The sequence below is a fragment of the Legionella nigrisilvae genome, from assembly GCF_977063395.2.
Window position 1 is genome coordinate 464,588 of record NZ_CDRUGZ020000019.1, and the last position, 14,935, is coordinate 479,522.

The following is a 14,935-nucleotide window of genomic DNA, read 5'->3' on the forward strand; positions in this document are numbered from 1 at the left end:
GTCCATCTAAACCATCTAACCAGCAAAAAAAAAAAGAAGACCTATACTTAAAATAAAATTCATTATGAGGTGGGGTATGCCAATTTCATTTGAATCTTGTATAGATAAATTAAATTCTTTTTGTTTAGCCCAGGAGAAGAGTTTAGGCTTTTTTGGTTTTTTTGGTTTCCAAGGAAAAAAACCGGTTCTATCAATAATTAACCTATTGAGTGATACTCAGTTATCCCCTCTGCAAAGAAACCACCAAGCTATAAAAAAAATAAGCACGCTCCTTGCTGATCCCCAATATTCTTCTGCTCCCAAACTCAAAACTCTATTGAATAATGTGAAAGAAGATTTAATACGATTTCTTTATAATGAACGAATTTTTATTTACAAGGGCGATACGGAAAGTTGGGCTAATTGTAAAAATATAAATGCTCTACACATAGGTTCTACTATAAAGGCGGGGAATTATTATTGTCAAAGAACACTTCAACAATGGTTAGAGTTTGCTTCCTACCAACAAACTCCCTACCAATTGAATGAGAGCGATTGTGGATGGAAACTTCATTTTTCTTTTGATCGTGATACACCCGGAAATTTTGAAAAAGGCATAAATATTGTGATGAAGCACTTAGTAGAAAAAAATATTCCTTTATTCAAGATTATTCCAGAAGACAAACCCATATCCCCCAATACAACAGGAAAAGATGTAACCGTTTATCTTTCCGACAATCGACCGATAAGCGAATGGGAACATTTAATCCAGGAAATCGAACATTCTCTAGCATCAGAAGATGTGATACCTGGTAAACAAGCAAATCATACCCATATGATTCAAGGAGGAAAATTTACTTCCTACCGAAATGATAAAGATCCTCAGGGAAATTACACGCAACAAGGATTCAATCCAGCGAACGAACCTGATGAGTTGGAGAACATTCGTGTGCCCACTTTATCTTCTTCTGTTCCTACCATGTAGTTCAGGGCCCAATCCGTAGGGGGTGGAATAGAGTTGATTTTTCAGTTATGAATGGGAAAATTCTGATATGTTGAAAGGTGATTTTAGCTAAGAAGTTATTATATTTTGGTTAGATATAATAACTTCTTTCTCAAAATTGTTTCGATCTATATTGTTAGTAATTGCATCCATCAAGAATCTTGTCTTTTCGGTCTGCTGTACATAATCCAAAGAACTTATCAGCATCTCCATCCGTTGGTTGCTTATCAAATAAGGCAAAATAATAGGAATCGAAATCATCAGATCGAGTCTTCCACCAATTATAATAAGTCCCTTCATTGGCTAAAGATGCATCTGGATTTTGTTGTGCAGATCCCTGACTTGGCCACCCCTCTTCGGTTACAATAATTTCTTTTCCGGGAAATTTATTTTTGATGGCTTCATAGCGATTCATAAATTCAGTTGCCGCACCGGATATTGGGGTATACGGTTTACTACTCCAATAAGGGTAAATATTAGCGCCAATGAAATCGAGTTTCCCAATAATTCCATAAGGATCACTTGCAGCTAACTTCAATAAAGCCCCATCTTGTTGTGCAGTTCCAATCACTGTTTTATTCCCTATTGCACTTTTAAGACGGCTAATATCTTCAGAGATATGTTTTTGTACTAAGGTATTGGGTTGGGTAAAATTCCAGTTGGTAATATCCTCATTTCCTACTGCAATTCCAATAATGCATTTTTTATTATCTTTGTTGTATTTATTCACACTCGCAATAGCATCATCTACCTGTTTTTTTCGGGCAATATCACACCAGTTATCACAATGATCTTTTCCTGGATCAAACTCATACACTCCTAACATTAATTTTAGCCCTAAAGGACATGCTATATCAGCCATAGTTGCTGTACTTTTGCCATCTACCGTAGAAATTCCGGCATAAAATGTCTTAATGATCGTAAATCCATTTTGTTGTGCGATACGAAGATCTTTTATAATTTCGTTTTTCATGCCCTGTAAATTGTTCTTTATCTGGGCATCGGTGAACGCTTTGCTGTGGGCAGGATCATAATTAATCCCACGATCTATTGCCCAACAAGAAAACGCAACCAAGGAGAGCATGCCACCAATTAATGATTTCATTGTGAACTCCAAAAGAGCATTTAACTAATTTTAGGCACATAACCCACGCTCTTCAAGTAACACCCCTTGAAAATCTCTTCCCCAACGATCCCGCCCCCAACCATCATAAAGCAATTAATTAGTTCATTTTTTTCGTTTTTTTACCGCGTAAAACAAAAAACCTACAAATTGTCTATAATTATTTTGTCCCGATAATAAAAGTGACAGCTTTGGCTTAATCTTATTTTTAAAAAATAGTGAATTATATTTTGAACTTTAACCATGAGGACAAGTAAAATGGATCTAAGTAAACGTATAGAACCAAAAACCTGGGCTTTCATTGAAAAAATCAAGAAAGCTGGGGGTAAACCGCTTTATGATCTTCCGGTGCAAGAAGGAAGGGCTATTTTTGATAAATTGCAAGAATTGCCTTTAGAAAAAGAAAAAACTGAAGTGGACATTGAAGATCGTTTTATTCAACACGCGAATGGTAAATTAGACCTTCGCATTGTTCGTCCTAAAGGCTCAAAAGAAAAACTTCCAGTAGTTATGTTCTATCATGGAGCAGGTTGGGTTTTTGGTGACTGGCAAACTCATGGTCGTCTTGTCCGTGAACTCTCAGTGGGTGCACATGCTGCCATTGTATTTGTCAATTATTCTTTAGCACCTGAAGCACAATATCCAACGCAAATTGAAGAGGATTACACCGCATTAAAGTATGTTGCAGAGCATGGTAAGGAATTAAATCTAGATACCTCTCGTTTAGCGGTCGCCGGCGATAGTGTTGGTGGAAATATGGCAGCAGTAATGACGCTACTTGCAAAACAGCGTGGTGGGCCAAAAATTGATTACCAAGTGCTTATTTATCCTGTAACTGATGCAAATTTTGAAAATGATTCCTACAAAGAATTTGCGGATGGTCCATGGTTAACCAAAAAAGCAATGGAATGGTTCTGGGATAATTATTTACCGGATAAATCAAAAAGAAATGAAATAACAGCTTGTCCCTTACGAGCGACTACTGAGCAACTTAAAGGATTACCTCCTGCACTTGTAATCAACGGTGAATGCGATGTATTGCGGGATGAAGGTGAGGCTTATGAGCATAAGCTTAATGAAGCAGGTGTCCCCGTTACTGGGATTCGTCATCATGGCACCATTCATGATTTCCTTATGATCAATGAACTTGCTGATACTCCAGCATGTCGCAATGCCATTGAAACGATTAATAGTCATTTGCGTATGGTCTTTGCCAAAAAGCACTAATTCATACGTGTTGCGGATACTGCATTAATGCAGTATCCCTCTTTATTTTTGACTAAGACAATTCAAGATCTGAGATTGTTTTTTTTTCAGAATCTCTTTTTTTAACTCCGGTGAATAAGGGTTCTTGATATCCCCCTGGAACTCCATTTTTGGAAAAAACAATTTGCCATAACTGGTTCGTGCGTGCTCGAAATGTACCTGCGCAGGCCAATAAATAATAGCGCCACATCCGATAAAAACGCTGGTCATAGTGCTCTTTTAAGTAGTCCCAATTTCGTTCAAAATGTTCATGCCATGCCATTAGAGTGTGATCATAATAAGCACCGAAATTTGCCCAGTTTTCCATGGTAAATACCTCCTCCGAAGCAACACTAATTTGTGCCATAGAGGGAATCATACCGTTTGGAAAAATATATTTGTTAATCCAAGGGTCTGTAGTGGTGGTAGTCGAATTACCGCCAATAGTATGTAACAAAAATAAACCATTATCCTTGAGACAATCACGGGCTTTTTGCATATAGGTACGGTAATTCCGATAACCGACATGCTCAAACATTCCTAAAGAGACTACCCGATCAAATTGTTCATGAACATCGCGATAATCCTGAAAACGGATCTCAATGGGTAGCCCGGAACAGTTCTGTTTTGCATATTCAAATTGTTCTTTGGATATGGTGATACCGACGACATTGACTCCGTAATTTTCAGCAGCATATTTTGCAAGAGCCCCAAAGCCACAGCCTATATCAAGTACCCGCATCCCTGGCTCAAGTTTTAATTTTTGGCAGCTTAATTCCAATTTATTTAATTGTGCGGTTTCTAGATCATTCGCATTTTTCCAGTACCCACACGTATAATTCATGCGACTGTCTAACATGGATTTAAATAAATCATTTCCCAAATCATAATGTCTTCGACCCACTTCCAGGGCACGCTTTCTTGATTGATGGTTAATTAACTTTAACCAAATTAATTTCGGCCATAACCATTTGTCGGATTTAATTTTTTGATCCAACTGAGCCAGGAGAATGCGTGTAAAAAATTGATCGAGACTTTTACAATCCCACCATTCATCCATATAGGACTCACCAAGTGCCAATGAGCCGCCGTTAAAAATACGGGCATATAATGCTTCATTGTTAATTTGAATATCCCAGGGTTCACTCCCATTGGGAGTGATTCCTGCTGAATGCAAAAGGTCCGTTACAATTTCTTTAATTTGTTGGTTCATTAGTAGACTCATCCCTTTGTACTACACACCTTAAAAAAATCTAGTAAGTAATTTCTTAGCAAATAATAGTACTTACTTATCCTATGTCCCTAGATAGCAAAAGTCTTCATACACTACGCATCTTATGCATTCAATACAAACAATCATAAGCAAAAAATATCATCTATCAATCTATCTTAATGCAATGAGATATTTAATTAAACTCATCTTCCTCAATAAAATAATATACTGATTTCCCAATCAAGGCATTATGTATTACCTTATCATCATGAATGTAGTATAGATGCTATAAGAACTCATCAAATTTTATTAATCACTACCCGCAACGCTTGCAACTTTAAAGCAGTACTGTGAATAAATTCCTCACTATCAATAAGTTGTTTTTTGTAAAAAGCAATCTCTTCCTCTCGTATCGAGGGATTAATCTTTTTTAAAGCATCCAGTCGATTTACTTCATGAGAGATATTTTGTTTCATTTGTACTGTTGCTTTCTCCAAAAGCTCTTGTAGTTGCGCTTCTGCTACTTTTTTACTTTGTACCAATATATTCTCTAGATCCGCACGAATCTGCTGAATGATTGGGTATCCTAAATGACGTTTTACAGGCTCACACAATTGATTCAATTGCGTATAATCCAAGATCTTGGAAAGATCCTTTCCTGAGACATCCATAAGCACACGAATTGGTGTAAGTGGTAAAAAACGATCTAATTGCAAATATTTTGGCGCTGCGCAATTCGCTGTAAAAAAGGATTCTAAAAATAATGTTCCAGGTTTTATGCTTTTAATTGAGATTGTCGCTAAAGTTGCATTACCTACCTCAGAATCCAGGATCATTTCCATAGATTCACAGACCATTGGATGTTCCCAACTTAGGAATTCAACATCCTCACGCACCAAAGCTTTGGAACGCGAATAAGTTATCGTCACCCCATCCTCTTTTAGCCCTGGGAAATGACTGGATTTCATATGATCTGTGGGACGCAATATCTCTGAAGCTTCAGAATGGTATTCATGATCGATGCCATATTCCTGAAACACTTGAGCCATATAGTTTTCCAAACCCAAACAGTTTTCTTCTGCTTCAATAGCTGCAATCAATTCTTCTGCTTCTGGTGCGTTGCATGAGTTTAACTCCAACAGCCGATCACGTCCTTCATGAAGTGCTTGATTAATTTGTTCCGCTCGCTTTTTAGTCTCGACAATCAGTTGTTCCAATGCTTCATTATTTGCATCTACCGTATCCAGAATAGGCAGTAACTGATCTTCAAATTCTTCATAAAGAGTAAAACCAACAGAGCAACTTTTGGTAAATAAATTAATCCCTTCGTGATACCAGCGAAATAATTTTTCTTGTACCGTATTCAACAGATAAGGAACATAAATTTCTATAGTATGCCGCTGACCTATCCGATCAAGTCGGCCAATACGTTGTTCCAGTAAATCAGGATTTAATGGTAAATCAAACAAGACTAAATGATGAGCAAATTGAAAGTTTCGACCTTCACTTCCTATTTCAGAACAGATAAGGGCCTGCGCGCCATTTTCTTGTTCGGCAAAATAAGCTGCAGCCCGATCGCGTTCAATGATCGATAAGCCTTCATGAAAAGAAGTAGAGCGAAGCCCTACCTTTACTTTTAAATACTGATCCAATGAAATGGCGGTATTTGCTTTGGCACAAATGACCAGCACTTTTTGGGGAAAAACCGCATTGATTTTGTCTGCTAACCATCTCACTCTAGGATCATGTTCAAGCCACAATTCCTTCGCTACAAGTTGTTCGGGATAAAGCTTTCTCTGTCCTTTTTGTTCCTCAAGAGAAGTATAAATAGCAGGACACTCCAAAGGATTCGCATGCACTCGACGCTCAGGAAAACCCTGAATCGCTGCACGTGTATTACGAAATAGGACACGACCCGTGCCATGTCGGTCGAGTAAATCTTTAATGATTTGGCTCACATCCAACCCAGTTATTTCCCCTAAATAGGCTTCTAATTGAGACTTATGTTCTGGTTTTAAGGCATCCGTGGATGTGTGTTCGCCATAAGTTAGCAATTCTTGTACTAACTTATTGATGTGCTGGTACCCTTCTTCTTCTTTTTTAAATTTAGAAAAATCATAAAAGCGTGAAGGATCGAGCAGCCTTAAACGAGCAAAATGACTGGCAATTCCCGCTTGTTCTGGTGTCGCAGTCAGCAGCAACAAACCTTTACTTTGTCCCGCTAGTTCTTCAATACATTCATACTCAGGACTTTTTTCTTTCTCGGACCAATGCAAGTGATGCGCTTCATCGACAATTAACAAATCCCACTCACTGCTTAGCGCATGTTGGCGTGCTTTTTCATGTTCCATTAAAAAATCTAAACTGCATAAAACCAATTGTTCATTTTCAAAAAGATTCTCTTGCGTTGTACCGATCTGCATCCCTTCTTCTTCATCTAATTCGTATACAAGTTCATAGCGCTCCGCATCAATAATGGAGAAATACAAATTAAAACGACGAATCATCTCCACAAGCCATTGATGAATCAAAGTTTGCGGTACCACAATCAAAACTCGATTAGCACGGCCGGTACATAACTGATAATGGAGAACCATACCTGCTTCTATGGTCTTACCAAGTCCTACCTCATCGGCAAGCAAAACTCTAGGGGCATAACGTTGTGCTACTTCCCGGGCGATATAAACCTGATGCTTCAGATGGCTGGTTCGTGAACCCAATAATCCCCTCACTGGAGATTGCTGAAGTCTGCTGACATGATTGAGTGTATCAATTCTCAATTTAAATGTATTTAACTTATCAAGCAATCCACTAAAAAGTCTTTGTTCTGGAGTGTTGAGCTGGATAAAACAATCCAGAGATAGCTCACTAATGCGATGCTCCTTCCCTTCTTCATCTACTCCTGTATAAAACATCAATCCTTGACGTTCTTCAACCTGGGTTATATACATTTTTTGTTGGTCAGATGTAATTACTTCTTCACCAGCTTTATAAATAATACGACTTAGTGGCGCACTATCTGTAGAATAAATTCGTTCCTCACCAGCAGCGGGAAAACTCAAGCTCACTTGCCTGCCATTTAACTCAATAATGATCCCTAAGCCCAGTTGTGTTTCGGTGTTGCTAATCCAGCGTTGCCCAATATTAAATGTCATAAAAAATCATCTTTAGTTGTTAAGTGCGGATAAAGTAATCAAAAATTTAAATAAACTCAACTTGACTTGTATCCTTTTTTTGAATAGCATGACTCGGTTTTAAACAACTTGAGGGGCATACAATGGATGCAAAATTAGATGACAATGTGGATGGACAATTTTACTCTACACGAAGAACATCAAATACAACTTATACAAGAAAAGCTGCACCAGTTAAGATTGAGGCCGAAAGCTCAATTTTTGATCTTTGCTTAGGATCTAAAGAAGTAAGGGAACAAACCCAAGAAAATTATAAAAATAAAGCATCCGAATTCTTTTCCAATGTCAGAAGAGCAGCCCCTGGTTTCTTTGAACCTTATAGAAACAAAACCGAATTCGGTATTTTCGCAGCAGCCCCACTTGCTGCTCCCGTCATTTTATCCCTTGTGAGTGCTGCAACTGCAATCACTGCCGCAGGAGCCGCACTAACTGCTTTAGGAAGTTTAGTTTTTGCCGCAGGTTCAGGATTACATGGTTTACGCAAACCTGAAGCCAAAGAAACGGCACATGGAGCGCTAATTGTTGCAGCTCAGGCTGGTATTGTTGCGGCTGCTTGTGCTGCAATTTCAATTGCTGCTGCTATAGTGGCTGCTCTTATAGCTCCAGTAGCCTTGGCTTATTTTGTTACTCGTTCGGGTGCGACTATTGTTGATGCGATGTCTCATTGCCTTCCTTGTTGTTCTTCGGAAGAAAATGAAAGATCCTATACAATTAGTATGAGTAATTAAGCAAGATGATTTAAAGTTGGGCTGCAAAGCCCAACTCCTCATGCAATATATTTTTAACTCGTTAAATAATTCCTATTTAGTGAGTAAACCTCTTATTCATTCTAAAAAACAAATTTTCCTTGTTTTTTTAAGTTATCCTGGTTAAAAATAGTAGGCACAGGAAGATTATTCAACAGAAAGGAAATCGTATGGCTACCAACGTAGAAGAGCTTCAACATCTTATCGAAATTGATACCCCCCAAACTAAACCAATAGACTCAGAACAAGTCCCGATAGAAGAAAGAGTAAAAGCTCAATTAAAAATTCTCAATGAAGATACAGGACAAGATAAGCTCCAAAAAATTACCATTACCAAAGAGCTATTTGATGAAATTAAGAAAAGCCTCCAAAATACAATCAAAAGCATGGAAAAGAATCCGAGTATTTTCTCACGTGCTGCAGAATACTGGGGTGAGTTGCCACTTTGGCAAAAAATTGTTGGCGGTGTCGTATTAACTGTTCCTACTTTAATCATTGGAATCATGGCACATGTGGGTTTCCTTTTGGCACTTTGTGGCGTCACCGCGGTTACTTATACCGCAGGAGGAGTCATTCTGGATGATCATCATAAATGTAGTACTAGTGCTGTAGAAAGTTTACAAAAAGGAATTTTAGGGCTGGCGGATCTTTTAGAACTTACTATTAGTGCATTAGAGATTATTCGTAAACAATTAGTAGTGGAAATTCAAAAATTTGCCAAAGAAAATGCAACCCTAGTAGAAAATATCGAACATTTAAGCAAACAGATTGATGAGATAGACAAACAAATTTTAGCTACCTCCGGAATCAATAAGGCCTTAGGTGAAACCAAAGATGGATTAGAAGCAGTCTCTAGTCAGCTCAAAGACGACGTCAGTCTAAATGCTGAATTTTTACAACAAAACCAAGTGAAGTTAGATCGCATAACTGAGGCATACAGTAATAGTAAAAAAGAATTAGCAGAAAAAATCGAGGAAATTAAAAAAGTTAAGTTAGAGCTTGAAGCAGAACTTAGTAGAGCGAGAATGATGGTAGAGACTCTGAGTAGCACCGTAAAAGAATTATCCAACACGGTCATTGGAGAGGATCAACGGAATGCGTTTAAAGAAAAAATAGATGCCTTTATACAACAGAAAGAAGGAACTTTTTTAGGAATAGCGACTGATTTCGAACGATCTGGACAGAAGTTTAAACAGGTGCAACAAGAGCTTGAGACTACAAATGGCAAATATGAAGAACTCCTGAAAAAGCAAGAGGAACATATTACTGTACTCGCAACGCTTAGAAATCAGGCTCCTACAGAACAAATGCCCAGAACTTCGTTTGGTGAGTTACTGGGCAAGAATGGAATTTATGCCACAAAGCAAGAAACACCCACCCAGGATGGAACACCCTCTTCCTCACTTGAACTAAACTAGAATTACCCAGGGTTAAAATAAACAGGGTAGTCTAGTGGAGTGAAATGAAAGCCGGTTTTCTGGTAGAAAGTTCTGGGGTTAGGGCTGACGCCCTTCCCAGACTAAACCTTTAAGTTGACGACAGTACCCTCACTTATTCTTTCCTACCCTCTAAATTCAAACCATATGCTTCTAAGGCTGCTATAACGGAGGGGCGTTGGCTAATTCGATGATACCATTTGATTAAATGAGGAAATTGTTTCTCATCGATGTTTTGTTGGTAAAAAATTTGAAAACAATAAATCCAGGGCCAAATAGCCATATCCGCAATAGTATAGTCAGAGCCGCCTACGTAGATGGCATACGTTAACTGTTTTTCCATAATACCAAGCAAACGCTCACTTTCATCCGCATAACGTTTGATTGCATAGGGAATCTTTTCCTCTGCACGGTGAAAATGACCTAATTGACCAAACATAGGTCCTATATGTGCGGCTTGAAAAAAACACCATTGTAAAATTCTATATTTGTCTTGGGGTGATTCCGGTAGAAATTGGTGGTGCTTTTCGGCAAGATATTGCAAAATCGCTACACTTTCAGACAAATAAAAGTCTTTTTCCGAATCATACAACACGGGAATTTTATTATTCGGTGAAATTTTTAAAAATTCCGGATTAAATTGTTCTCCTTTGGAAATATCTATTAATTCAATCGTATACGATTGACCCAACTCATGGAGCATAATGGTTGGTTTAATCCCATTAGGTGTACCAAATGAATATAAGGTGTACATAAGACCTCCCTGTTTTAATCCTAAACTGAAGCGAGTGTAATTTTATTCAATTATGCAGTCTGGCTCTGCTGCAAAAAGATAGAAGCTTAAAAAATCTTAAATTTTGGGCAGATATTACTGTAAATCCCAAATTGTTGATTAATAAAGGATCCTTCTGTACGCGCTCCATACATCCAAATATTAACTGTCCTTTATTAAACATCCGCATGATTTCAAACTCTTAATCGTAGCATAGGACTGATAACCTCGCACTAGATTAACAAGCCCCTTTAGCATGCCATACCTGCTTCCAATCGATTAAGACGATATTTGCTTAACGTGTGCGGCAAGCGTATTAGAACCCTGACCACATTAAGGTCTATGAGCTTCCTGTTCTGTAGATTTGTCATAAATCTTGTTTTCTTTAGTAAGAACTTGTAATCTGTGACGCTCACGAACTGCATCATACTCGGTTAAACACATTTTTCCTGGGCTTGTAAACACAGTTTTAAATAAACCGTTTAATCTTAAACAGTTACCGAGTTTAGGTAATACAGCAATCTTTCTGAAAACAACATAACTTTCACGATCACTTGGAATTTGCTCTGCCTCGAGCTCTTGAAACCGAGAATCTTTCTTTATTTTTCTGTTAAGCATGGAGCTGTCAGAGTATTGTTGAATAATTGAACCTTGAAATTCCAAAGGATAAGCCAAAGTATCTTTGGTGTCGGAAGCATCAGGAAAAATATTTATCATGTTATATAGTCTTATCTTCTCCTCTCTTGCAACTAATTCCAAGGGAAGCCTATCTTCTAACTTTGTGAGAGCTTCATTTACTACATCACCAGTTAAAAAATAACATTTTCTGAGATGTATCATATTGGCAAGATTCAAAGCAATTAAACCTCCATCAACAACATACAATGATAACACCCACATACAATGAGCCATAAAGTTTTGCCATTTAGCATCATCAATATATTCTTGTTCTTCGTAGCCTCCATTTGATTTTTTATTATATTGCTCAAGATTTCTATATGGAGGAGAAGTAATTGCTAAGTTAAATTTCCCAATATTATCAGGGTCAATTGTAACTTCCTCAATTTTTTTAGGAATATGTTGTGATATAAATCGATCTTTACCCGATAATGGTTTTAATAGATGAGTCATTTGCTCATAAGGTTCAATTAAAGCCGGGTTAGGATCAATACTTAGGTAGGAATCTATTGAGGGATGTGCTAATGCAGCTATTCTACGAGCTCCCCATCCTCCACACAGATCAAGAAAATGAATTCGTTCCGCTTTGAATTGATAATGCTTTTTTAATACTTCAATCACCTTCAGCAATATAATTGGAGAATACTGGGAGACTGCTAACTGCCGAGTAAGTACTTGGTTAATCTCTTTAATTCCAATTGATTTTGGCGAATTACCAATTGAAGAAACCTTTTTAGCATGTTGACGAAACAATTCCCGCAATTTATATGTTATAGCTGAATTATTTTCCTGCCACATGTCATAGACAGAAACTTTTCTTGAATCAGCAGTTGCTTTAAACCGTTCAATTTGGGTAAAGAATTCAACGGCGGTTTTACCTGCTTTATCACCTTTTTGCGATACAACGGTATGATAAAGGGGATAGGAGCCGTTTTGAGTATACCCATTACTTAGTAAATATTCACTTTGTTTAACCAGCTCTTTAAAATCCAGAATCGCTTCTTCCTCACTTATTGGACGTTGAGGAAAAGGCATTGGCTTAAGGGGATTAGCATAAATTTCTTTAATACATCGAAGGGCCATTATTTGAGAATACAAATTATGAATAATTTCTGTAACATTTTTATTTATTTCAACATCATCGGCCTTTTCCTCATCTAAACTTTTATCCTCTTGCATTATAAATAAAGGAATTAATTCCTCAGATATATTGTGTAAACCTACCAGAAAAAAGTCATAATTGATATTAAGCATCTCATCAACAACGAATCGCTCTCGATCTGCAGCAAAAATATAAAATTGAGCACACTTCGAAATTATATCTTTCAATTTAGTTCTATTTTTTTCCGAATCGACAAGTAATTTCCAAGTGTTTTGAAGGGCTTTTATTTTTGAATTATAACTCTCGAGTGCAGGTATCCCATCGAGTAAGTTAAGAATGTTCTCATTTAGAAAAGAGCTTAATGCTAGTCCTGGCCGCCCATCTTGTTTTTGTCTTTTTTTGGCTGGTAATAAAGATGTAGAATCAATTGGGCTATTTCTTTGTTGTTTTGAATTTATTATTTGAGTGATGGACTCTTGTCTTTTTCTCTTCCTGGTTAATAAGGGATAAACTTCTTGAGAAATCCTAGTAGTAGTTTGACTCTCGCTGGGGATACTCGTTGCTGCTTTCTCTTTTCCTTTTTCTAGTGGGGGAACATAGGGTTCTATAATTGGCAAATAGGGTGCTGGTGTTTGTAATGAGCGACTGGCTAAATTTGTTGGCGCCGCAGGTATACTATTAAAGGGCTGAGCAGTCCTGTCTTGTTCTTCACCTCTTTTAATAAAAGTTGGTTCATATTTACGTTTCATAATTTAATTTTCTCAAGCAAAAGCAATAAAGGAAGACACTCAAAACAATGTGACATTAATTTATTCTATATGAGCATTTATATGAATGTGTGATTTTGGAAATAATCAATTTATAAAATGGAAATTATTGGTAAGCTAGTAAGACATCGTCAAGTTAACTTTTGAATACACAAGAAAAAAGGAGTAAATTATAAACTATATTCAGTTTTTGCAATGGAGCCTGCAGTCTTACTAGTGAACAAGATAATCTGCAATCTTGTCCTATTGATCATTTAAAATCTTAATCAACCTCTAACATGTACGCACGTTTAGATGCAAGGTGCTTAGTTATTTTTTTTAGGCTATTCTTAGAAATCATAAGCAGTGAAAAGGATTAACATGAGCTTTAAAGATAAAGTGGCCATTCTTGGCAGTTCTCGCACGCCCTTTGTGAAATCGCAAACCTACTATTTAGGGAAATCCAATCAGGATTTGTTAGGTGCTGCATTGGCAGATCTGATCAATAAAACTAAAATTCAGGGTGAAATATTGGGTGATTTTATTGCCGGAGCCATTATGAATCATCCTTTTGATTGGAATCTGGCGCGCGAAACGGTTTTAGGGAGCTCCCTATCACCAGAAACCCCAGGATTAACCATCCAACGTGCCTGCGGTACTGGTTTAGAATCTATCAATTTGATTGCACTCAAAATTGCCAGTGGACAAATTACTGCGGGAATAGGTGGCGGGACGGATACCAATTCAGATACCCCATTAATTGGTCAAAGAAAATTAACCCATTTTTTAATTAAATTTCAACAAGCAAAAAGCTTTAAAGAAAAACTTGGTATGCTCAAAGAGTTCCGCTTAGGCATGTTAAAACCTCAATTACCCGAGGTTCGCGAACCCCGAACAGGTCTATCCATGGGAGATCATTGTGAATTGATGGTTAAAGAATGGCAAATTTCCCGCTTAGCTCAAGATCAATTGGCTTTTCACTCACATCAACATGCAGCACAAGCCTATGATGAAGGATTTTATGATGATCTGATTACACCGGTTGATTCCTTAAAACGTGATACGATTACTCGCAAAGATACTTCTTTGGAAAAATTAGCCGCCTTAAAACCCGCTTTTGATAAATCTGATAAAGGCAGCCTAACCGCAGGAAATTCAACCCCACTCACCGATGGAGCTTCTGTGGTACTATTAGGCTCTCCTCAATGGGCTGATAGTCATCAGCTAAAACCGCTCGCTTATTTTGTTGATTGTGAATTGGCCGCGGTAGATTTTGTACATGGTGCGGGCTTATTAATGGCACCGACGATTGCAGTTTCTCGTTTATTGGCCAGAAATCGACTCACCTTACACGATTTTGATTATTATGAAATTCATGAAGCCTTTGCCGGTCAAGTACTGTGTACTTTAAAAGCCTGGGAATCCCCTGAATATTGTCAAAAGGTTTTGAACCTCAAAAAACCTTTAGGGAGTATTGATCCGCAAAAAATGAATATTAAAGGCGGGAGCCTTGCTTTAGGTCATCCATTTGCAGCTACAGGTGGACGATTAGTCGGTGCTGCAGCCAAAATACTTGCCGATAGAGGGCAAGGGCGTATTCTTTTAAGCGTTTGTACAGCCGGAGGGATGGGTGTTGCAGCTATTATTGAACGTTAGCTCAGCGTACCAATCCTTACGATCCAGAGACCCAAAACCTGG

At 37.7% G+C, this 14,935-nt stretch carries 10 protein-coding genes; 5 read left to right on the plus strand and 5 right to left on the minus strand.

All coding sequences use genetic code 11. The features are described from left to right. Positions 1-76: 76 nt before the first annotated feature. Positions 77-964: a hypothetical protein gene (locus ACWTE2_RS07170; protein ID WP_454784800.1), complete on the plus strand. Its 888-nt coding sequence runs from the start codon at positions 77-79 to the stop codon at positions 962-964. Between the two features lie 154 nt (positions 965-1,118). Here the strand turns inward: ACWTE2_RS07170 and ACWTE2_RS07175 are convergent, their stop codons facing one another. Further along, a complete protein-coding gene (locus tag ACWTE2_RS07175; RefSeq protein ID WP_454784801.1) occupies positions 1,119-2,087 on the minus strand; it encodes a glycoside hydrolase family 17 protein in 969 nt (322 codons plus the stop codon). A gap of 276 nt (positions 2,088-2,363) precedes the next feature. On the opposite strand from ACWTE2_RS07175, the gene ACWTE2_RS07180 reads away from it, so the two are divergent. Next, positions 2,364-3,332: an alpha/beta hydrolase gene (locus ACWTE2_RS07180; RefSeq protein ID WP_182392080.1), complete on the plus strand. Its 969-nt coding sequence runs from the start codon at positions 2,364-2,366 to the stop codon at positions 3,330-3,332. Between the two features lie 52 nt (positions 3,333-3,384). Here the strand turns inward: ACWTE2_RS07180 and cfa are convergent, their stop codons facing one another. After that, complete coding sequence (gene cfa / locus ACWTE2_RS07185) at positions 3,385-4,563, minus strand: cyclopropane fatty acyl phospholipid synthase (protein WP_454784802.1); 1,179 nt, start codon at positions 4,561-4,563, stop codon at positions 3,385-3,387. A 299-nt stretch (positions 4,564-4,862) separates the two neighbouring features. Continuing rightward, positions 4,863-7,718: an RNA polymerase-associated protein RapA gene (gene rapA, locus ACWTE2_RS07190; RefSeq protein ID WP_454784803.1), complete on the minus strand. Its 2,856-nt coding sequence runs from the start codon at positions 7,716-7,718 to the stop codon at positions 4,863-4,865. A gap of 122 nt (positions 7,719-7,840) precedes the next feature. Between rapA and ACWTE2_RS07195 the strand changes: the two genes are divergently transcribed. Beyond that, positions 7,841-8,485 (plus strand): hypothetical protein, encoded by a 645-nt coding sequence (locus ACWTE2_RS07195; RefSeq protein WP_454784804.1) that lies wholly within the window; start codon positions 7,841-7,843, stop codon positions 8,483-8,485. A 188-nt stretch (positions 8,486-8,673) separates the two neighbouring features. Further along, a complete protein-coding gene (locus ACWTE2_RS07200; RefSeq protein WP_454784805.1) occupies positions 8,674-9,921 on the plus strand; it encodes a LegC2/C7 family Dot/Icm T4SS effector in 1,248 nt (415 codons plus the stop codon). A 133-nt stretch (positions 9,922-10,054) separates the two neighbouring features. On the opposite strand, the gene ACWTE2_RS07205 is transcribed toward ACWTE2_RS07200, so the two are convergent. Next, complete coding sequence (locus ACWTE2_RS07205) at positions 10,055-10,693, minus strand: glutathione S-transferase family protein (protein ID WP_454784806.1); 639 nt, start codon at positions 10,691-10,693, stop codon at positions 10,055-10,057. Between the two features lie 351 nt (positions 10,694-11,044). Further along, entirely contained in the window at positions 11,045-13,240 is a 2,196-nt protein-coding gene (locus ACWTE2_RS07210) for a hypothetical protein (RefSeq protein WP_454784807.1), read from the minus strand. Between the two features lie 378 nt (positions 13,241-13,618). On the opposite strand from ACWTE2_RS07210, the gene ACWTE2_RS07215 reads away from it, so the two are divergent. Next, positions 13,619-14,893, plus strand: a complete 1,275-nt coding sequence (locus ACWTE2_RS07215; protein ID WP_454784808.1) for an acetyl-CoA C-acetyltransferase — start codon at positions 13,619-13,621, stop codon at positions 14,891-14,893. The last annotated feature ends 42 nt before the right edge of the window (positions 14,894-14,935 follow it).